We start from the raw sequence: 20,125 nt of genomic DNA on the forward strand, positions 1-20,125 counted from the left end.
AAGTGGCTAAACGCGGCGGACTGTAAATCCGCTCCCTCAGGGTTCGGCAGTTCGAATCTGCCCCCCTCCACCATTTTATAAATAGGGGCATAGTTTAACGGTAGAACAGAGGTCTCCAAAACCTCCGGTGTGGGTTCGATTCCTACTGCCCCTGCCACTATATTATTTATTCATCTTCAGATTATGGCGGTTGTGGCGAAGTGGTTAACGCACCAGATTGTGGCTCTGGCACTCGTGGGTTCGATTCCCATCAATCGCCCCATTTTATCATTGGGCTATAGCCAAGCGGTAAGGCAACGGACTTTGACTCCGTCATGCGTTGGTTCGAATCCAGCTAGCCCAGTTGCATTTTTTAAAAAACAACAGCATAAGATGTATTAAGTTCTTTTACATGTTGCGGAAGTAGTTCAGTGGTAGAACATCACCTTGCCAAGGTGGGGGTCGCGGGTTCGAATCCCGTCTTCCGCTCCAAATTACGGCGGCATAGCCAAGTGGTAAGGCAGAGGTCTGCAAAACCTTTATCCCCGGTTCGAATCCGGGTGTCGCCTTTCTATTGCCGGGGTGGTGGAATTGGCAGACACACAGGACTTAAAATCCTGCGGTAGGTGACTACCGTGCCGGTTCAAGTCCGGCCCTCGGCACCAATTTAACTTTGAACGAACTATGTTAAATTGGTCATCAGTTTTCACATTATAAAACATATATGAGAGTGATTTGCATATTGCAGATCACTTTTTTTATATAATAAAAACGTAATGACTATCAATATAAGTTTCTTGTTTGTATCGGATATACTGCATTACCATTTAAAAAACTTTGCTAAAACCGTTGACGGTTTATAAAATACATGTTATATTTATATACGTCGGTTGAACACGACGCATTACATGCCGGTGTGGCGGAATTGGCAGACGCGCACGACTCAAAATCGTGTTCCTTCTGGAGTGCCGGTTCGACCCCGGCCACCGGTATACAAAGGCTTCTACAATATGTAGAAGCCTTTTTTGTTGTATGAAAATATCCTCCAAGGCTTGTGAAAACATGATACCTGCTGATTGTATAAATCCGCTTTTTTCAAAGATACTAACAAGAAGTTCTTTGAAAGAGGTGTTTTTAGTGGAAGGGACTTGGGCTTGTCTTATCCCATTTATTCTGGTCATTCCCATTTCAATCATTACAAAGCAAGTGCAGTCCGGTCTGTTTGTCGGTTTGCTGGTCGGAAGCTATCTTTTGCATCCCAGCTTGCTTGGCGGGATTGAACATATGGTTCAATATGTAATCAGCAATATTGTCGTCACCAATAATATTAGAATCATTGTGTTTCTATATTCATTTGCCGGCCTTGTAGGGATTATAAAGCTGACCGGCGGGATAAAAGGATTCGTCCATTTGATCAGTAAAAAAGTTAAAACCAAAAAAGGTGCGATGCTGCTTGCATGGCTGTCGACATTTGGCACGTTCAGTGAACCGGACTTTCGCATCGTCACAATTGCACCGATCATGAAAGCGTTAAGCAAGCGTCTGGACCTGTCGAAACAGAAAATTGCGTATGCCATTGAGTTTACGGCAAACCCTGTAATTGCCTTGATTCCGATAGCAACGGCATTTGTCGGCTACATGGTTTCCATTATCGGACAGGCCCTTAAAACGTCAGGAATAGATCAGCCGGCTTACACGGTATATGTGAAAAGTATTCCTTTCAATTTTTTCTCCATTGTGATTATATTAGTCGGAATTTATTACTGCTTTTTTAAGAAACAAAAAGCGGACGAAAGCTTAGAAAAAACAGAAAAGAGCGGACAAACTTCTGCTCGCAAACATAACAAAAATACGGAACCGATTCCGCGGAACAGCGGTGTGTTGCTTTCAAAAGGCTCAGGTTCATTCAACATGGAAACAGGGACGATCTCAGATATTCACGGTGGACATACGGGAATGTTCGAAAGTGATGAGCATGCTGACCAGCAGGAGGAGCTGGATTCGGCGCACCGTGCTTATATTAAGGAAACACCGATTCGGCCTTGGAATTTAATCATTCCGATCGGGCTGTTTTTGCTATTAACACTCTTTCTCAGCTGGTGGGACGGTCATTCAAAAGCACAAGGGTTTTTGAATGCTTTTATCAAAAGTGATATGCTTGGCGTCATGTTAACCGCATTATTGGCAGCGGTTATTGCAGCATTTGCTCTTTTTATGTTTCAGCGTTTTCATGCAGGCGAGCTTGTTACCCATTTTATTAAGGGCGGAAACGAATTGGTCAACGTTATTATTATGTTATCGCTGATTTGGGCCGTAACAGCAGTATCTGAAGATCTGGGATTCTCGAAATATGTTACTTCTCATTTAACGTCATGGATCCCTCATATGTTTATTGCGCCGTCTCTTTTTATACTGGGGGCTGTTATATCCTATTTTATCGGGTCATCTTGGGGGACTTGGGGGCTATTAATGCCGCTCGGCGTAACGCTGGCGGTTCAGTCACATACCAGCTTATTATTAGCGATCGGGGCCGTGTTTGCGAGCGGAACATTTGGAGCGTTTGCTTCTCCTCTCAGTGATAATACGGTGACAACCTGTACGGTGTTGGGGATCGATGTTGTGAAGTATGCCCGTTCGAAGCTTGTTCCGGCGCTTATCGCCGCAGGGATCTCCGTTGTGTTATACGGTGCGTTTTCATTTTTCAGATAACAAATACTTTTTGAAGGCGTTATCCGAAAATGGGATAACGCCTTTTTATGAGCTGTTATACTAGAGGAAAAAAGAGGCGATGACATTGAAGCAGATTATTGCAATGGGCGGCGGGGGATTTTCCATGGAGCCGGATCATCTTGTGCTGGATCAGTATATTTTAGAACAGTCGGCGCGGTCAAAGCCGAAAGTTTGTTTTTTGCCGACGGCAAGCGGAGATTCGGAAAATTATATCGGCAGGTTTTATCAGGCCTTTCAAAAGCTGCGGTGTGAGCCGGATCACTTGTCGCTATTTAAACCGCCGGGTTCTGATCTCAGATCCTTTCTCATGAAGAAAGATATTATATATGTCGGCGGCGGAAATACGCGCAATATGCTTGTATTATGGAAAGAGTGGGGGCTTGACCTTATTCTTCGTGAGGCTTGGGAAAACGGCATCATGTTGGCGGGTCTCAGCGCCGGGGCGATTTGCTGGTATGAAGAAGGATTGACGGATTCAGCTGGAGATTTGAGAGAGTTAAGAGCTTTAGGATTTTTGCCGGGCAGCTTTTGTCCGCACTATGACGGAGAAGCGGAGCGCCGGCCGGTGTATCACCGTCTGATTTCAGAAAAGAAACTCAGGGAGGGCTATGCCGCTGATGACGGCGCTGCGCTTCATTATAAAGACGGTCAGCTGATCCGGGCTGTCTCTTCCCGGGAAACCGCAAAGGGTTATCGGGTTTTTAATACCGAAGAAGGCGTTCGGGAAGCAGAGCTTATGACTGTCCCGTTATCTGAATTTTGATAATATGCTTTTTTTTGTACACAACTTATGTTACGATGAGAGCGAAATCAATAGTTACTGGGGGTGCCCGTCTGAGCGGGCTGAGAGAGAAGCGGCGGCTTCTTAACCCTTTGGACCTGATCTGGTTCGTACCAGCGTGGGGAAGTAAAGGTTTTATTATTGTTGAAGAAAACAATAATAGTTTCTTTCTGACTGCAAAACCGGGTTCTTCTTTGAACCCGGTTTTTTTGTGCTGGTGCTGAGCTTGGTTCTGTTATTCAAATGATAAAGGAGAGATTTGTATGCAAAATCAATCAGTACAGCAAGCGAACATTTCCATTATGTCGAGTTTTTCCGGCAGTAAAAAGGTTTATGCAGAAGGTTCTTCGCCCGATATACGAGTGCCGATGCGGGAAATCAGCCTGAGTGCGACTACGGGGGCATTCGGGGAAGAGGAGAATGAGCCGGTCCGTGTTTATGATACGAGCGGGCCGTATACAGACCCGGATGTACAAATTGATATTCATGAAGGGCTGGGGGCGCTCCGCACAAAGTGGATTACCGGGCGCGGAGATGTAGAGGAATATAACGGCCGGACCGTGAGACCTGAAGACAACGGCTATAAAAAAGAGGGCCGTGCCGCCGAATACCCCGGCCTACAGCGGAAACCGCTTCGGGCCAAGCCGGGGAAAAATGTAACACAATTGCATTATGCGAGAAAAGGCATCATTACGCCGGAAATGGAGTTTATCGCAATTCGCGAGCATGTGTCTCCCGAATTTGTCAGGGAAGAGGTGGCGAGCGGACGGGCGATTATTCCTTCTAACGTCAACCACCCGGAAAGCGAGCCGATGATTATCGGCCGGAATTTTCATGTGAAAATTAATGCAAATATCGGCAACTCGGCTGTTACATCTTCTATCGAAGAAGAAGTCGAAAAAATGACGTGGGCGATTCGCTGGGGCGCCGATACGATGATGGACTTATCCACGGGAAAAGACATTCATACGACGCGTGAATGGATTATCCGCAACTGCCCCGTGCCTGTGGGGACGGTGCCGATTTATCAGGCGCTTGAAAAAGTGAATGGCATTGCCGAGGATTTAACGTGGGACATTTATCGTGACACATTGATTGAGCAGGCGGAGCAGGGCGTGGATTATTTCACCATCCATGCCGGCGTACTGCTTCGTTACGTCCCGTTAACGGCCAAACGCACGACGGGAATCGTTTCCCGCGGCGGGGCGATTATGGCGCAATGGTGCCTGGCTCATCATCAGGAAAGCTTTCTGTACACGCATTTTGAAGAAATTTGTGAAATCATGAAGACCTATGATATCGCTTTTTCTCTTGGTGACGGGCTTCGCCCCGGTTCAATTGCGGATGCCAATGATGAAGCGCAGTTTGCGGAATTGGAGACTCTCGGAGAATTGACGGAGATTGCGTGGAAGCATGATGTGCAAGTGATGATCGAAGGACCGGGTCATGTGCCGATGCATAAAATTAAGGAAAACATGGACAAGCAGCTGGAAATTTGTAAAGAGGCCCCTTTTTACACGCTCGGGCCATTAACGACGGATATCGCTCCGGGTTATGACCACATTACTTCAGCAATCGGCGCGGCGATGATCGGCTGGTATGGGACGGCGATGCTTTGCTATGTCACGCCGAAGGAGCATTTGGGGCTGCCGAATCGTGATGATGTAAGAGAAGGCGTCATTACGTACAAAATCGCGGCACATGCCGCAGACCTTGCTAAAGGGCATCCGGGTGCACAGATCCGTGACGATGCTCTGTCTAAGGCGCGGTTTGAATTCCGGTGGCGTGATCAATTTCATTTGTCGCTTGATCCTGAAAGAGCAATCGAATATCATGATGAAACGCTGCCGGCTGAAGGCGCAAAAACGGCTCACTTCTGTTCGATGTGCGGTCCGAAGTTCTGCAGCATGAGAATTTCTCAGGATATTCGTGATTATGCGAAGGAAAACGGACTTACTGAAGACGAGGCCGTCAATGAAGGGCTGAAAGAAAAAGCAAAAGAGTTTGCGGAGAAGGGAAGCCGCTTATATCAATAAAAGAAAAGATGAAGATGGAGTTTGCCCATCTTCATCTTTTTTAGAAAAACGGTGAACGGCGAAGCGGCGGAATGCTCTGCTCAAATCGGAATATATTTTCCGGATCGTATTTCGTTTTGACTTGACGGAGGCGGTGAACATTTTCTCCGTAATATGTTTGCAGCCAGTTTCTGATTTCTCTATCAGGCCAATTCACGTAATCTCCCATCGTTTCTCTTGATAGAGACGTTCTCAGTCCTTCGATCCAGCGGACATTTTGTCTTTCTTCTTCAGCAGATGTCCAAGTTGTAATATATTCTTGGGCAATGATTGCGTTGCGATAGTAGAATGCCGTTTGGTCCGGAGCGATCCGTCCGGCCGCCCCGCCGAGAGATTGCTGCCAGACACTGGCGTTTTCGTTCGGAGCGTGCTCTAAATAGCGCTTTAAAGTGGAAATCGCGCGTGAAGATAATGATTTTTCAATAAAGGATCCTGACCGCTTCATCTTTTGCGGCTGATTGCCTCCCGGGCTGTTAAAAAAGGCTGCCGCTTTAATAAATGGCACTGTCTTGACCATGCCGCTTGCCGGTTTTCCCGCTTTCATTAACGGAGCCAGCAGTTCTTTCAGCTCATCCTTTGTCCCGGTAAATTGACCGAGCGCTTCTATGCGGTTGACTTCCTTAGGCCAAAACTGAATGGATGAGGTAAGCCGGTTGTCTGTAAATGGAGCCCAGCGCTGCCACGTGTTAAATACTTCCTCAAAATCATCCCAGCCCCAAGTGACAGAAAAAACAGACACGCACGAGATCGGCACGGCTTTAAACATCATGGATGTGACAATGCCGAAGTTGCCTCCCCCTCCTCCCTGAGACGCCCAAAATAGATCAGAGTGCTTTGAACGGTTGACTGTGACCAAGTCAGCACCCGCTTTTTCGTCCGCTATGATCATTTCGAGCTGGAGGAGACGATCGCAAGTAAGTCCGGCTGTCCTTGTTAAATATCCGATTCCTCCCCCGAGCGTCAGCCCCGTGATTCCCACATTCGCAATGGTTCCCGCCGGAAGGGTCAAGCCGTACCGCCAGAGTGTCCGGTAGACTTCTCCCAATTCGGCTCCCGCTTCAATCGAGACCAGCCGTGTATCCTCATTTACTCTTATTTTCTTCATTTCACTGAGATCAATGACTAGTCCGTTATTTAACAGGGAAAAATTTTCGTAGCTGTGTCTTCCGCCTCTGATACGGAAAGGCACATTGTTCTCACGCGCCCATCTCAGCGCATTGAGGGCGTCATGTTTATTTTGACAAAACACAATGATGTCTGGATATCTTTGCAGGCTTAAATTGATATTGGTTCTTGCAGCATTATAGTCCGGGTCATCTTTTTTGACGATGCGACCGGTCAATGTTGTCTTTTCCACATTCTCACTCACTTTCACTTGTACTCTGCTATGTTTTCTAGCATATGCGGAAAAATGAGAGAGTGTATGAGGAAAACCCCCGGAAGGAAACGATATTTTAAATTATAGTTGACAGGTAGGGATTATATGAATTAACATAATCATTACATATTTCCAAACGATGGCTGATCGGATCACCGAAGGCTCTTATCTTTTAAACAGATAAGGGCCTTTTTTGCGTGAAAGTCATTGAATGAAATGAAAAGCGGAGGGATGAAAAGTGGCGTTAAAAAAGGTATCACATGTGCGCAAAAAGAGCAAAAAACGAAAAAAGTACAGAAAACACACATTGAATTTCGAACTGCTTGTAGAGAAAAACAAACGGGAGATTATGAGAAATAAGGAACAGATGGAGCAGATTTATATAAAGATAGATGAAAAGCATGCGGGGGTTCGATAAAGATGAAGGAGAGAAAATGGAGGATAAAAACAACGGTACTCGCGCTGTCGGTATCCATCATGTTATCAGGGTGCGCGTTAGGGAGTGCCGGAGAAGAACCGTCATCTGCGGCTGATAAAAAGGAAGAAACACGTATCGCCCAAGTCAAGACAAAGGAATTTAAAGCTTCTCATCCGGCGGCGATTCCCGCTAAATCGAAAGCCAGAACTGACACTTTTGTTGCTGGGATTTCCGCGCCGGGCGGCGTGTTTCTGCCGTACTTTTACGAAAACGGCTGGGACGGAAATGCGACAGATCCTATTTTTGAACCGTTAGTCAAACTGGATAAAACGGGGAAGCCTGCCCCGGCTCTTGCGGAAAGCTGGAAAATTTCCAAAGATCAGCTTACATACACGTTCCGTTTAAGAAAAAATCTCGTTTTCAGCGACGGTTCACCATTGACCGCAAAGGATGCCGCATTCACTTTAACACTGCTGCATGATCCTGCATACGCGGGCTATGAAGATATCACCACGGCCTATATTAAAGGCGGTAAGGCTTACAAAGAAGGAAAGGCAAAGACGATAGAGGGCATACGCGTCCTTGATGACAGAACCATTCAAATTACGACTGAGAAAGTCAGTGCGAAGTCGCTGCTTCTTTTAGGCGGGCAGGTGCTGTCAGAAGCCTACTACGGGAAGAAATATCAATTCGGCAAACTGGACTATTTAAAAGAGCTTTATGCCAAACCGCTCGGAGCGGGACCTTATCAATTTACAGAATACCTTCCGGGACAGGAAATACGTTATCAGGCTAATGAACACTATTATGCCGGAAAACCGAAAACGGAAAAGCTGATTTATAAAATTATCGATCCGTCAACTTCTCTTCAGCTGTTTGAAACGGGTGACCTTGATTACGCTTCTTTCTCACCTGATGATGATACGGTTCAGCATTTAAAAAGTCTCGGTTTTGCCAATATAAGCGTATCTGTCGTGAATGATTACGGGCTTGTGTACGTCAATCACAAGCGTCCGCCTTTTCAAGATAAGAAAGTGTCCCAGGCGCTTATTTACGGACTTGACCGTCAAAAAATCGTCGATGTCCGCTTTAAACGCTACGGAGAGGTCGCGAATGTTCCGGTGTCTCCGGTTTCGTGGGCTTATGATGACAAAGGTGTCAATCGGTACGCGTTTAACCCTGAAAAAGCCAAAAAGCTTCTCGATGAAGCGGGCTGGAAAACGGGCAAAGACGGTGTACGTGAAAAAAACGGCAAAAAGCTTGAAATCAGCTATTACACGTCTAAAGCGGATGATGATTTCATCCCGATCGCGAAAGAAAATTACGCGGACATCGGAATCTCATTAAAACCGGAAGTCATGGATTTTAATACAGAAGTAGCGAAAATAAATGACAAACAATACGACCTTGCCGCCGTTTCCACCTCGCAGATTCTTGATCCGAATGACACGGTGGAAAAGCTGGCTTCCGGCCATCCCAATAATGTAACGGGATATTCCAATCCGAAAGCGGACCGGCTGATAGAGAAAGGAGCCGGCACGCTTGATATCAGCAAAAGAAAAGAGATTTATCACCAGCTGTACCGGGAGCTCGGGGAAAACCCGCCTTACATTCTGATTCATTACCGTCAGAGCGCAAGGGCGGTCAGCGGAAAAATAAAAGGGCTTGAGCCTGACAATTATTCTGGAATCAGTTCAAGTCTCTCAAATGTCTCAATTCAATAGAACGGTTGGGCAAAAACCCGGTGCATCCTGGGAATTTTGCCCTTTCAGCGGAAAGGAGGGGCTTTTTATGAAACGGTATGCCGCTGAACGATTCATTCAAATGCTTGTGATCTTATTCGGTACGTCCTTTATTATTTTTTTCTTATTCGCCATGCTGCCGGGCGACTATATCGATTCCAATGTAAACCTGACTCCTGAAAGAGCGAAGGAGTTAAAAGCGCTTTACGGGCTGGATCAGCCGATTTGGCAGCGTTATGTGACGTGGCTCGGAAATGTGCTCAGCGGAGATTTTGGGTTTTCTTTGAAATATCAGGAGAACGTCCTGTCACTGCTTCGGAAATATGTCTGGAATTCGTTTTTTGTCGCGTTTTTGGCGTTGCTTGTCACATGGTCAGCCGCGATGATAACGGGTGTCATATCCGCTGTCAGGAAATACTCATGGTTTGACGGGATCGTGACGTTTCTTGTGTTTGCTTCCATGGCGTTCCCGTCTTTTTTTATCAGCCTTCTGTTTATTAAGTGGTTTGGGGTGGATTTGAAATTATTGCCCGTCGGCGGGATGATTGATACCGGAAGCACGAGTACAGGTTTTTCGTACGTGCTTGAAGCCGCCAGACATATGATTCTTCCGGTCGTGATTTTATCTATGCTCGGCATCGGCTCGCTGACAAGGTATTTCCGCTCCGGCATGCTGGACGTGATCAGACAGGATTATATCAGAACGGCGAGAGCGAAGGGATTGAAAGAGCGCACCGTCATCTGGAAACATGCGTTGAAAAACGCGCTCATTCCGGCCATCACCCTGCTTGCTTTTGAACTGCCGGGACTGTTTTCCGGAGCTATCATTATTGAACAGATTTTCGGGTGGCCGGGTGTCGGACGTATTCAGCTGGAATCTGTGCATTATCGTGATTATCCGGTTTTGATGGCGTTTACCTTGTTTTTGTCTTGTTTAACGATTGCGGGGAACTTCTTGGCGGATATCGCTTATGCTGCGGTTGATCCGCGGGTCAGGCTGAAATAGGGGGTGTTCGGAATGAAAAAACAAAAAGGGGTGCCGCCTTCTCTTTGGAAGCAGACGTACCGCCGCCTGCTGCAGCATAAGCTGACGGTCATCAGTCTTCTTTTCTTATGTTTTATGTTTTTATTGTGCTTTATCGGGCCGTCTTTTTCTCCGTACATAACAGATCGGACGGATATTTCAAATGCCAATCAGCAGCCGGGAATCCATCATTGGCTGGGAACCGACCAGTACGGGAGAGATGTGCTGACGAGGCTGATGCTGGCGGGGCAGATTTCTCTGACTGTGGGGCTTGCTTCAATGGTGCTGTCGCTTGTCATCGGTTCTTTACTCGGGGCTGCGGCCGGATTTTATCGGGGAGCCGCAGATATGATCATTATGCGAATTGCTGATATGCTCATGTCCATCCCGGGCCTGCCGCTGCTTTTGATTTTGGCTGCGGTGATGTCGGAGTGGAAAGTGCCTTCTGAATACAGAATGTACCTGATTATGATGATGTTAAGCCTGATCGGATGGCCCGGTTTGGCGCGGCTTGTACGCGGACAGATTTTGTCGCTGAAGGAGCAGCCGTTTATGATGGCCGCGGAAGTTTTGGGGCTTAGTGATAAACGGAAAATCCTCTATCATTTGCTTCCCAATACATTGCCGTTATTACTGGTAGCGGCGACTTTGCATGTGGCGGGAGCGATGCTGAGTGAATCGGCGCTGAGTTTTCTCGGGCTTGGCGTTGCTCCGCCCACACCTTCTTGGGGAAACATGATGGAAGCGGCGAATCATTTTATGGATTTTACACTCCGCCCATGGCTGTGGATTCCGCCGGGAACGGCCATTTTTCTGACCGTTGTGGCGATTCATCTGCTTGGAGACGGTTTAAGAGACGCTTTTGATCCTAAGGTAAAACGGCAGGTGAAAATGAAATGAAAAAACCGCTTTTAGAAGTAAGGCATTTGGAAACGGCTTTTTATACAGAGGAGGGGGCGGTAAAGGCCGTGGACGATGTCAGCTTTACGATACATGAGGAGGAAACGGTTTGTATTGTAGGGGAGTCCGGCTGCGGGAAAAGCATGGCGTCATTGTCCATTATGCAGCTTCTTCCCGAGACGGGGAGAATCGAACGGGGAGCGGTGCATTTTTCCGGACGGAACCTGTTGGAATTGAAACCAAAAGACATGCAGAAAATCCGCGGCAGCGAAATCGGGATGATATTTCAGGAACCGATGACATCTTTGAATCCGGTGTTTACAATCGGTGAGCAGCTGGCCGAACCGATTCGCGAACATTTATTGCTGAGTAAGAAAGAGGCATGGCGGAAGGCCGTTGAACTGATCACGTTAGTGGAGATCCCGCATGCCGAGCAGGTTATGCACCGATATCCTCATGAGCTGAGCGGCGGCATGCTGCAGCGCATCATGACGGCTGTCGCGCTAAGCTGCGAACCGAAATTGATCATTGCCGACGAGCCGACGACAGCGCTTGACGTAACCATTCAGGCGCAGATGTTGGATTTATTGCGGGATATGAAAAAGCAATTTCGCACGTCTATTTTATTCATTACTCATGACCTTGGCGTGGTTGCCGAAATGGCTGATTATGTGATTGTCATGTATGCGGGAAAAATTGTGGAGGAAGGACCGGTTGCAAAGCTGTTTTCTGATCCGAAGCATCCGTATACGAAAGGGCTGCTCGCGGCCAAGCCGGTTATCGGTCAAAGAAGGGAGATGCTGTACACCATTCCGGGGCAGGTCCCCGAGCTTGCGGACCTGTCGGGATCGTCTTGTTATTTTGCGGAGCGATGTGAACACAGCACGGAAATATGCCGGAGATCGAGCCCGCATTTTACTGAATTCGGGAAGGGGCATCAGGCGGCGTGCTGGCTTTACAGAGAGGAGAAAGCAGATGAGTGATGCGTTGCTGGAGGTCAAGGGGCTGAAAAAATATTACGAGGAGCATGGGGGGATGAGAAAGACCCGCAAAAATCCCGTAAAAGCGGTCGACGGTGTCAGTTTTACGATAGGAAAAGGAGAAGTGTTCGGCTTAGCGGGAGAATCGGGCAGCGGAAAGTCATCAATCGGCAAGACCATTTTGAGGCTTCATGAGAAAACAGGGGGAGAGGTGTTTTTTCAGGGGCGTGATGTGTTTCGGATGAGCCGGCGCGAGCTCAAAACTTTCAGATCAGAAGCGCAGCTCATCTTTCAAGATCCGTTCAGTTCTTTAAATCCCCGGCGCCGGATCGGAGAAGCCATCGGTGAAGCGATGATCGAGCATCAATTGGCGGTGAAGCGGAATGCGCGTGATAAAGCGGCGGAGGTTCTTGAAGCCTGCGGACTTTCCGCAAACTTTATCGACCGATATCCGCATGAATTTTCCGGAGGGCAGCGGCAGCGGATCGTGATTGCAAGAGCGATGGCGCTCAAGCCGCAATTTATCATTATGGATGAACCCGTGGCGGCGTTAGATGTCTCCATCCAGGCGCAGATGATCAATTTGTTCAGCAGCCTTCAAAAACAGCACGGGCTGTCATATTTGTTCATTTCTCATGATTTAAGCGTGGTGGAGCACTTATGTACGAAGGTCGCCATTATGTATTTAGGGACGATTGTGGAATACGCGTCAAAGGAGGAGCTCTTTTCACGGCCGCTTCACCCTTATACGAAAGCGCTGTTATCAGCCGTGCCTGTTCCTGATCCCGGAGCGAAAAGGGAGCGGATAATTTTAAAGGGTGATATACCGAGCCCCTCTGATCCGCCTTCAGGCTGTAAATTCCGAACGAGATGCCCGGCAGCCAAGAAGATATGTGCTGAGAAAAGTCCGGCGCTGTCAGAAAAAGGGCTTCATCATTTTGCGGCATGCCACTTCGTGTAATTGAGAAAAAAACGGTTTTATTGATAATAAACAGGAAAAACCTGCCGGGCAGACCGGCAGGTTTTTTGATGCTATTTTGGTGATGGCAGTCCGAGTCCTTCGGCAACGCGTCTGCCGTATTCAGGATCAGCCTTGTAGAAGTGGCCGATCTGGCGCAGCTTAATTTCTTCTTTTTCCACAGGTTTCATCGCACTGACGATATTGGCGACAAGGCGCGCGCGCTCTTCCTCGCTCATCAGGCGGTACAGGTCGCCGGCTTGTGTGTAATGATCATGATGGTTATAGCTTACACTGTCAGCGAAACCTGATACAGGATATGCCGCCTGTTTATCTTCAGGTGACTCTTTCGGGCCGCCGAAGCTGTTAGGCTCGTAATAGACGGAGCGGCCGCCGTTATCATCAAAACGCATTTGTCCGTCACGCTGATAGTTTTTCACTTCATTGCGGGAACGGTTGATCGGCAGCGCCTGATGGTTCGCGCCGACACGGTAGCGGTGCGCGTCATGGTATGCGAACAACCGGCCTTGAAGCATTTTGTCAGGTGAGACGTCGACGCCGGGGACTAATGTGCCGGGAGAGAACGTCGCCTGTTCTACTTCCGCAAAGTAATTTTCCGGATTGCGGTTCAGAACCATGCGGCCGACTTCAATGAGCGGATAGTCTTTTTGAGACCATACTTTTGTGACGTCAAACGGATCAAAGCGATATGTGTTTGCGTCTTCTAACGGCATGATTTGAACATATAATTTCCATGCGGGGAAATCGCCGTTTTCAATCGCATTGAACAAATCTTCCGTATGGTAATCGGGATTTTCGCCCGCGATTTTTGCGGCTGTATTAACATCAAGGTTTTTCACGCCTTGCTCTGTTTTAAAGTGATATTTGATCCAGACGCCTTCGCCTTTATCATTTGTCCATTTAAATGTATGGCTTCCGAATCCGTGCATATGGCGAAGAGTCGCCGGAATGCCCCGGTCTGACATCAGAATGGTTACCTGGTGCAAGGATTCCGGTGACAGAGACCAGAAATCCCAAACGGCCGTCGGATTTTTCAGATGTGTTCTCGGATCTCTTTTTTGTGTATGGATAAAGTCAGGGAACTTGATGGCATCGCGGATGAAGAACACGGGTGTATTGTTTCCGACGATGTCGTAGTTTCCTTCTTCTGTATAAAACTTAACGGCAAATCCGCGCGGGTCGCGCACTGTGTCACTAGAGCCCAGTTCGCCCGCAACGGTTGAGAAACGGATGAAGAGCGGCGTGCGTTTACCGACTTCTGACAGAAATGCGGCTTTCGTATATTTTGTAACGTCATTTGTGACTTCAAAATAACCGTGTGCGCCCGCGCCTTTTGCGTGAACGACACGCTCCGGAACGCGTTCTCTGTTAAAGTGCGCCAATTTCTCAAGCAGATGGACGTCTTGTATTAAAGCAGGACCGCGATCGCCGGCCGTCATTGAGTTTTGGTTATCTCCGACAGGAGCGCCCCAGCTGGTTGTCAATTTATTTGAACTCATGTGATCACCTCTTTAGATTTATAAAAACATAATATCACCTATCAGTAAAAAGTCAATATTATTTTATAATGATTATAAAATAATTATTTTTATTATCGAAAAAAGGGTTTGTTGGATTTGAAAGCCTACTTGACTGACGGGAATAATGGGTTTAAGATGAGAAAAAATAGAAACCGCTGACTTGGACACAAGAGGCTCTTATTCTTCACTGGATAAGGGCCTTTTTTTATTGTCAGGCGGTAAGGGAGGCGGCGATTGTATGCTTTTCCGGCAGCATTTTAAACCTGTCGATATTCACGGTCATCTGCCGTACAGCCTTTATTTCGGCAAAAACGATAAGACATTTTCCGATTACAACCGGGAGCGGTCAGAAAGAATGAATCTGACTTGGGATTTTCCTGATCCGCATGATGTTGATGGCGATGACGGCGAAATCGCTTTGATGACAAGATGGGAGAATGAATTAGATAAGTACGGCATTGACGTGCTGAATTTTTTAACAGCAGAGAGCAATGACCGGATGGCGGCGTTTATTCAAGCCAATCCCGCGAGATTTACCGGATTTGCATATCATCCTTTGGAGCGGGAGAATGCGTATGAAGAGCTGAAAAGAGCGGTAGAAGAGCTCGGTCTGAAAGGATATAAACTGTTCGGACCGCTGACAGACATCGATTTTCATGATCCGTCGCTGAAAAAGCTGTGGACGTATCTGGCTGACAAAAAGCTGCCTGTATTAATTCACTTCGGGCTTTTAGGGAGAGCGGGGGGTATTGTCAGCCATCGCAACATCAACCCGCTCTCCATCTATCGCGTCGCGAGAGAGTATGCTGATATCCCGTTCATCATTCCGCATTTCGGCGCCGGATATTATCAGGAACTGCTTCAGCTGTGCTGGAGCTGCCCGAATGTGTATATTGATACGTCCGGCTCAAATCAGTGGATGAGGTGGATGCCGTACCCGCTTGATTTGGAAATTCTGTTTCGAAAGACATCTGAATTAATCGGTGCTGAACGGATCATCTTCGGGACGGATTCGAACGGATTTCCGAGAGGATATGTATACAGATATCTTCAGGAGCAGGTGAGGACCTGCCGGGAAATCAATATGCGGGAAGAAGATATAGAAAACATATTCGGCAACAATGCGCGAACATTATTGAAAATCGCCCGGAAAGAAAAGGAAGTAAATACGTGGTACAGCCGATGCGCTCTCTGGCAGGGTTATGCCGGAGGGCGTATTTTAATCCTTATAAAAAACAGTTGACAAATCGGAATAATTTGAATTAACATGATATTCAAATTTAAAAACAAACGGGTTGCCGATCGGACCGCCGAAGGCTCCCATCTCTGTAAGCAATCGGAGATGGGGGCCTTTTTGTTTTTCGATCGCACGCGGCAGAAAGAGAGGGGAAGACAGATGGCTGTAACCATCAGCATACAAGAAAAAGCTTTTGAGCATGAAGGCCGGAAAACACCGGTGCTGAATGATATTGAGCTGTCAATTGCATCGGGAGAATTTTTGACTGTCATCGGGCCGAGCGGATGCGGCAAAAGCACGCTTTTAAAATTGATTGCCGGTCTTGATACCGATTATAAAGGCTCTGTCACAATAAACGGCTGCAATGTGTCGGGACCGGGCATCCGGCAGGGATTTATCTTTCAGGAGCACCGGCTGTTTCCCTGGCTGACGGTAAAACAAAACATCGCTGCCGATCTCAATATGAACGACCCGGCCGTTCGGAAAAAAGTGGATGATCTGATTGAGGTTGTCAGGCTGCAGGGAGCGGAGAACGCTTATCCGCGCGAATTATCCGGCGGCATGTCGCAGCGGGTTGCCATCGCCAGAGCCCTTTTGCGCGAGCCGGAGGTGCTGCTTTTAGATGAACCGTTCGGGGCGCTTGACGCTTTTACGAGAAAACATTTGCAGGATGTGCTGCTTGATATATGGCGCGAGAAAAAAACGACGATGATTCTGGTCACGCATGATATTGATGAATCCGTCTATTTAGGCGATAAGCTGGCGATCCTCAGAGCAAAGCCCGGCCGGCTGCACAGTCTGATGCCGATTCAGCTTCCGCATCCGCGCAATCGGACGTCAGCGGATTTTCAGGCTGTCCGGCAGAAGGTGCTTTCTGAGTTTGAGAAAACGGAAGACCTCCGGTTTGCGGATGGGTCCGGGATATAGAAGGGACGAAGCGAAGTGAAAAAAATCATCATTCTTTTAGCCGCAGCAGTCATGATGTCAGCCGGATGCAGTGCAGACGGGACAGGAGGGAGCGGGAAAACGGTGAAAGAAATCCGGATCGGCATCCAGCAGAGTTTAAGCCCGCTTCTCATTGCCAAGGAAAAAGGCTGGTTTGAAGAGGCCTTCAAAAAAGACGGAATAAAAGTAAAATGGGTCGAATTCCAAAGCGGTCCTCCGCAATTTGAAGGTCTTGCCGCCGATAAGCTTGATTTTTCCCAGGTCGGCAATTCACCGGTCATTTCCGGTCAGGCGGCAGGAATTGATTTTAAAGAGATCGGGCTGTCTCAGGACGGGTTAAAGGCAAACGGTATTCTCGTAAACAAGGGCAGCGGCATTCAGAGCCTGAAAGAATTGAAAGGTAAAAAAATCGCCGTAGCCAAAGGCAGCAGCGGCTTTGATTTTCTCTATAAAGCTTTAGATAAAGCGGGGCTTTCCGCCGATGACGTCACCATCATCCAGCTTCAGCCTGATGAGGCGGTTTCCGCTTTTGAAAACAAATCAGTTGACGCATGGTCCATTTGGGAGCCGTATTTGTCGATTGAAACGCTGCAGCACGGGGCGGAAATATTGGCGAACGGAGAAAGCACAGATTTATATTCTCCCGGTTTCACGTTAGTCAGAACGGGATTTTCCAAAGAACACCCGGATGAGGTTGTCCGTTTTCTGAAAGTGTTCAATAAAGCAGTTACATGGCAAAAGGAACACAAAAATGAAGCTGCCTCCTTATATGCGAAAATCAAACATCTTGATCCGAAAGTCGTCAGAAACGTGCTTAACAATACTGAGCCTCTCAATGAACCGATCAATGATGATATTGTCAAAGCCCAGCAGGAAACCGCTGATTTTCAATATCAAACAAAAGCGATTCATAAGAAAATTCATGTAAAAGACGTTGTCGACAATTCATTTATTAAAAAAGCGCTTGAAACGGGGGATGGCAAGTAATGAAAGCAGAAGCATCAACGGCTGCCGGCGCAATAAGCCAATCAGAAAAGAAAGCTCTGGCAAGATCCCGGAAGTATTCATACCAATGGATGAAGGGGGTTGTACTCCCGGCTGCGGTCATCGCAGTATGGCAGTTTATCGCAAGTCTGGGTATCGTCTCGGCCACGGTGCTCCCGTCGCCTGTCGTTATCTTGCAGACGTTTCAGGAACTTCTTCTTTCAGGTGAGCTTTGGGGTCATTTAGAGATCAGCTTATACCGGGCGGCTGCCGGATTTCTGCTTGGAGCGGGCCTCGGACTTGTTTTCGGGCTGCTGGTCGGTTTCTCAAAGCGGACCGAAGCATATCTTGATCCGTCCCTGCAAATGCTCAGAACGGTTCCGCACTTGGCCGTGACTCCTCTGTTCATTTTGTGGTTCGGATTTGATGAGACATCAAAAATTCTGCTGATCGCATTGGGGGCTTTTTTCCCCGTGTACATTAATACGTTTCTCGGAATCCGCAGTGTGGACGCGAAGCTGTTTGACGTCGCGCGGGTGCTGGAATTTAGCTGGTATCAGCAGATGACGAAATTAATTCTTCCGGCATCTCTGCCGAATATCCTGCTCGGCATCAGGCTCTCTCTGGGCATTGCGTGGCTCGGTCTTGTGGTGGCGGAACTGATGGGCTCGAGCGAGGGCGTCGGTTATATGATTATGGATGCCAGACAATTTTCACAGACAAATAAGGTGTTTGTCGGCATTATCATTTTTGCGGCTGTCGGCAAGCTGACAGATGCATTGGTCAGAATGCTCGAACGGAAACTATTAAAATGGCGGAACAGTTATGAAGGGTAACCTATTAAAAAAGGAGAGATTCATATGGAGATTCTTTGGTTTATTCCGACGCATGGTGACGGCCGGTATTTAGGGACGCAAACGGGAGGGAGAACGGCGGATCATCTTTATTTTAAGCAAGTGGCACAGGCGGCGGACAGACTCGGGTATACGGGGGTTCTGCTGCCGACGGGGAGATCATGTGAAGACCCGTGGCTGACGGCTGCCGCTTTAGCGGGGGAAACGAGTGACTTGAAATTTTTAGTGGCGGTCCGTCCGGGACTGATGCAGCCGTCTGTCGCCGCGAGAATGGCGTCGACAATGGACCGGCTGTCAGACGGCCGTTTGCTCGTAAATGTCGTAGCGGGCGGAGATCCTTATGAACTGGCGGGAGACGGCATGTTTATCAGCCACGATGAACGTTATAAGGCGACTGAAGAATTTTTAACCGTCTGGCGCGGACTCATGCGGGGCGAAACGGTGACATATGAAGGGGACCATATCAAAGTGGAAAACAGCAATCTGCTGTTTGCGCCAAAACAGTCTCCGCATCCGCCATTATATTTCGGCGGTTCATCACAGGCGGGAATTGAGGCTGCGGCGAAACATACAGATGTCTATTTAACATGGGGAGAGCCGCCGGAGCAGGTAAAAGAAAAGATTGAAACCGTTAAAAAACAGGCTGCCAAGAAAGGAAGGACAATGCGTTTTGGCATCAGGCTTCACGTGATTGTCCGGGAGACTGAGAAAGAGGCATGGAAAGCGGCAGAACGATTAATCAGCCATTTAGACGAAGAGACGATTGCGAAAGCGCAGGCTGCGCTCCGGCGCGCTGATTCTTCGGGACAAAAACGGATGGCCGATCTTCATAACGGCGACCGGACGAAGCTTGAGATCAGCCCGAATCTCTGGGCCGGCATTGGACTGGTCAGAGGCGGAGCGGGCACGGCGCTTGTCGGTGGTCCGCAGACCGTCGCTGCTCGAATTTTAGAGTATCAGGCACTCGGCATTGAGTCGTTTATCTTTTCAGGCTATCCGCATCTGGAAGAAGCTTATTATCTGGCTGAACTCGTGTTTCCGCTTCTGCCGTTTCAGAATGAACGGACTAAAAAGCTTGAGCGCAGACTGGGTGAAGCAATGGGAAACGACCATTTTGCAAGAGGAAATAAAGCGACAGTCTGATGACGTCGCAAGGCGGATAATTGACGGCGGGCGCTTTCTGCGGATTCATTTCCGGGGAAATGCCGGCAGTGAAGGCGGGTATTCACCCGCCTTTTTAAGCGCTTAGCTTGCACGATACTCATATGGATGATATGATACAAAACGTAATAATTACGATTTGGGAGGAGTGCTGAAATGGCCAAAAAATCAAAAGTGATCAAAGAGCTCAAGCGGCAGAAGCTTGTTGAACAATATGCGGACATCCGAAGAGAATTAAAGGCAAAAGGAGACTGGGAAGCGCTGAGCAAACTGCCGCGTGATTCTGCTCCGGCCAGGCTTCATAACCGCTGTACGGTGACGGGGCGGCCCCGCGGATATATGAGAAAATTTAAATTGTCCAGAATCGCATTCAGGGAGCTGGCCCATAAAGGCCGGATTCCCGGGGTGAAAAAAGCGAGCTGGTAATGTAAAAAACTC

17 protein-coding genes, 7 tRNA genes and 1 riboswitch are annotated in these 20,125 nt (G+C 47.9%); of the genes, 22 read left to right on the plus strand and 2 right to left on the minus strand.

Annotated elements, in window-relative coordinates:
• Positions 1-83 precede the first annotated feature (83 nt).
• The 10 genes from G9F75_RS05365 (at position 84) to thiC (ending at position 5,526) form a co-directional block, all read left to right on the plus strand.
• Positions 84-157 (plus strand) — tRNA-Trp (locus G9F75_RS05365).
• 29 nt (positions 158-186) lie between these two features.
• Positions 187-262 (plus strand) — tRNA-His (locus G9F75_RS05370).
• Between the two features lie 9 nt (positions 263-271).
• A tRNA-Gln gene (locus tag G9F75_RS05375) sits at positions 272-343 on the plus strand.
• A 53-nt stretch (positions 344-396) separates the two neighbouring features.
• Positions 397-471, plus strand: a tRNA-Gly gene (locus G9F75_RS05380).
• Positions 472-477: 6 nt separating this feature from the next.
• A tRNA-Cys gene (locus tag G9F75_RS05385) sits at positions 478-548 on the plus strand.
• 7 nt (positions 549-555) lie between these two features.
• Positions 556-644: transfer RNA gene (locus G9F75_RS05390), tRNA-Leu, on the plus strand.
• 245 nt (positions 645-889) lie between these two features.
• Positions 890-971, plus strand: a tRNA-Leu gene (locus tag G9F75_RS05395).
• 145 nt (positions 972-1,116) lie between these two features.
• Positions 1,117-2,688 (plus strand): Na+/H+ antiporter NhaC family protein, encoded by a 1,572-nt coding sequence (locus G9F75_RS05400; RefSeq protein WP_021494873.1) that lies wholly within the window; start codon positions 1,117-1,119, stop codon positions 2,686-2,688.
• Between the two features lie 85 nt (positions 2,689-2,773).
• On the plus strand, positions 2,774-3,472 hold the full coding sequence (locus tag G9F75_RS05405; protein ID WP_021494874.1) for a Type 1 glutamine amidotransferase-like domain-containing protein: 699 nt from the start codon (positions 2,774-2,776) through the stop codon (positions 3,470-3,472).
• A gap of 49 nt (positions 3,473-3,521) precedes the next feature.
• Positions 3,522-3,632, plus strand: a riboswitch (TPP riboswitch).
• Between the two features lie 121 nt (positions 3,633-3,753).
• Positions 3,754-5,526 (plus strand): phosphomethylpyrimidine synthase ThiC, encoded by a 1,773-nt coding sequence (gene thiC / locus G9F75_RS05410; RefSeq protein ID WP_167408954.1) that lies wholly within the window; start codon positions 3,754-3,756, stop codon positions 5,524-5,526.
• 40 nt (positions 5,527-5,566) lie between these two features.
• On the opposite strand, the gene G9F75_RS05415 is transcribed toward thiC, so the two are convergent.
• Positions 5,567-6,922 (minus strand): FAD-binding oxidoreductase, encoded by a 1,356-nt coding sequence (locus G9F75_RS05415; RefSeq protein WP_060674912.1) that lies wholly within the window; start codon positions 6,920-6,922, stop codon positions 5,567-5,569.
• Between the two features lie 259 nt (positions 6,923-7,181).
• Here G9F75_RS05415 and G9F75_RS05420 point away from each other — a divergent pair, with 259 nt between their 5' ends.
• The 6 genes from G9F75_RS05420 to G9F75_RS05445 all read left to right on the plus strand — a co-directional run bounded on the left by G9F75_RS05420 (position 7,182) and on the right by G9F75_RS05445 (position 12,968).
• Entirely contained in the window at positions 7,182-7,361 is a 180-nt protein-coding gene (locus G9F75_RS05420) for an FbpB family small basic protein (protein ID WP_021494877.1), read from the plus strand.
• A 2-nt stretch (positions 7,362-7,363) separates the two neighbouring features.
• Positions 7,364-9,085: an ABC transporter substrate-binding protein gene (locus G9F75_RS05425; RefSeq protein ID WP_021494878.1), complete on the plus strand. Its 1,722-nt coding sequence runs from the start codon at positions 7,364-7,366 to the stop codon at positions 9,083-9,085.
• 67 nt (positions 9,086-9,152) lie between these two features.
• A complete protein-coding gene (locus tag G9F75_RS05430) occupies positions 9,153-10,109 on the plus strand; it encodes an ABC transporter permease (RefSeq protein WP_017417310.1) in 957 nt (318 codons plus the stop codon).
• Positions 10,110-10,121: 12 nt separating this feature from the next.
• The gene (opp4C, locus tag G9F75_RS05435; RefSeq protein WP_014417251.1) at positions 10,122-11,027 is read left to right on the plus strand and encodes an oligopeptide ABC transporter permease; all 906 of its coding nucleotides are present in this window, start codon (positions 10,122-10,124) and stop codon (positions 11,025-11,027) included.
• The gene (locus tag G9F75_RS05440) at positions 11,024-12,010 is read left to right on the plus strand and encodes an ABC transporter ATP-binding protein (protein WP_022552802.1); all 987 of its coding nucleotides are present in this window, start codon (positions 11,024-11,026) and stop codon (positions 12,008-12,010) included. Before opp4C ends, G9F75_RS05440 begins: the two co-directional genes overlap by 4 nt.
• Positions 12,003-12,968 carry an ABC transporter ATP-binding protein gene (locus G9F75_RS05445; RefSeq protein ID WP_014417253.1) on the plus strand — a complete coding sequence of 322 codons (966 nt, stop codon included), beginning with the start codon at positions 12,003-12,005 and terminating at the stop codon, positions 12,966-12,968. Before G9F75_RS05440 ends, G9F75_RS05445 begins: the two co-directional genes overlap by 8 nt.
• A 71-nt stretch (positions 12,969-13,039) precedes the next feature.
• Here the strand turns inward: G9F75_RS05445 and katA are convergent, their stop codons facing one another.
• Positions 13,040-14,485 carry a catalase KatA gene (gene katA / locus G9F75_RS05450; RefSeq protein ID WP_003155420.1) on the minus strand — a complete coding sequence of 482 codons (1,446 nt, stop codon included), beginning with the start codon at positions 14,483-14,485 and terminating at the stop codon, positions 13,040-13,042.
• A 259-nt stretch (positions 14,486-14,744) separates the two neighbouring features.
• Here katA and G9F75_RS05455 point away from each other — a divergent pair, with 259 nt between their 5' ends.
• From G9F75_RS05455 to rpsN, 6 genes are all read left to right on the plus strand, one after another.
• Positions 14,745-15,749 (plus strand): amidohydrolase family protein, encoded by a 1,005-nt coding sequence (locus G9F75_RS05455; RefSeq protein WP_167408955.1) that lies wholly within the window; start codon positions 14,745-14,747, stop codon positions 15,747-15,749.
• Positions 15,750-15,902: 153 nt separating this feature from the next.
• The gene (locus G9F75_RS05460) at positions 15,903-16,670 is read left to right on the plus strand and encodes an ABC transporter ATP-binding protein (RefSeq protein WP_167408956.1); all 768 of its coding nucleotides are present in this window, start codon (positions 15,903-15,905) and stop codon (positions 16,668-16,670) included.
• A 15-nt stretch (positions 16,671-16,685) separates the two neighbouring features.
• Positions 16,686-17,675 carry an aliphatic sulfonate ABC transporter substrate-binding protein gene (locus G9F75_RS05465; protein ID WP_025650307.1) on the plus strand — a complete coding sequence of 330 codons (990 nt, stop codon included), beginning with the start codon at positions 16,686-16,688 and terminating at the stop codon, positions 17,673-17,675.
• Complete coding sequence (locus G9F75_RS05470) at positions 17,675-18,508, plus strand: ABC transporter permease (RefSeq protein ID WP_021494885.1); 834 nt, start codon at positions 17,675-17,677, stop codon at positions 18,506-18,508. Before G9F75_RS05465 ends, G9F75_RS05470 begins: the two co-directional genes overlap by 1 nt.
• 24 nt (positions 18,509-18,532) lie before the next feature.
• Complete coding sequence (gene ssuD / locus G9F75_RS05475) at positions 18,533-19,669, plus strand: FMNH2-dependent alkanesulfonate monooxygenase (RefSeq protein WP_167408957.1); 1,137 nt, start codon at positions 18,533-18,535, stop codon at positions 19,667-19,669.
• Positions 19,670-19,843: 174 nt separating this feature from the next.
• Positions 19,844-20,113 (plus strand): 30S ribosomal protein S14, encoded by a 270-nt coding sequence (rpsN, locus tag G9F75_RS05480; RefSeq protein WP_007610245.1) that lies wholly within the window; start codon positions 19,844-19,846, stop codon positions 20,111-20,113.
• Positions 20,114-20,125: the final 12 nt, after the last annotated feature.

Origin of the sequence: Bacillus sp. EKM208B (assembly GCF_011800725.1) — a bacterium.
In the GTDB taxonomy this organism is placed as follows: Bacteria; Bacillota; Bacilli; order Bacillales; family Bacillaceae; genus Bacillus; species Bacillus velezensis.

Coding starts and splice junctions, on each gene's coding strand:
- G9F75_RS05460 (WP_167408956.1), top strand. CDS start 15,903: ATGGCTGTAACCATCAGCATACAAGAAAAAGCTTTTGAGCATGAAGGC.
- G9F75_RS05440 (WP_022552802.1), top strand. CDS start 11,024: ATGAAAAAACCGCTTTTAGAAGTAAGGCATTTGGAAACGGCTTTTTAT.
- ssuD (WP_167408957.1), top strand. CDS start 18,533: ATGGAGATTCTTTGGTTTATTCCGACGCATGGTGACGGCCGGTATTTA.
- opp4C (WP_014417251.1), top strand. CDS start 10,122: ATGAAAAAACAAAAAGGGGTGCCGCCTTCTCTTTGGAAGCAGACGTAC.
- rpsN (WP_007610245.1), top strand. CDS start 19,844: ATGGCCAAAAAATCAAAAGTGATCAAAGAGCTCAAGCGGCAGAAGCTT.
- katA (WP_003155420.1), bottom strand. CDS start 14,485: ATGAGTTCAAATAAATTGACAACCAGCTGGGGCGCTCCTGTCGGAGAT.
- G9F75_RS05470 (WP_021494885.1), top strand. CDS start 17,675: ATGAAAGCAGAAGCATCAACGGCTGCCGGCGCAATAAGCCAATCAGAA.
- G9F75_RS05430 (WP_017417310.1), top strand. CDS start 9,153: ATGAAACGGTATGCCGCTGAACGATTCATTCAAATGCTTGTGATCTTA.
- G9F75_RS05445 (WP_014417253.1), top strand. CDS start 12,003: ATGAGTGATGCGTTGCTGGAGGTCAAGGGGCTGAAAAAATATTACGAG.
- thiC (WP_167408954.1), top strand. CDS start 3,754: ATGCAAAATCAATCAGTACAGCAAGCGAACATTTCCATTATGTCGAGT.
- G9F75_RS05425 (WP_021494878.1), top strand. CDS start 7,364: ATGAAGGAGAGAAAATGGAGGATAAAAACAACGGTACTCGCGCTGTCG.
- G9F75_RS05455 (WP_167408955.1), top strand. CDS start 14,745: ATGCTTTTCCGGCAGCATTTTAAACCTGTCGATATTCACGGTCATCTG.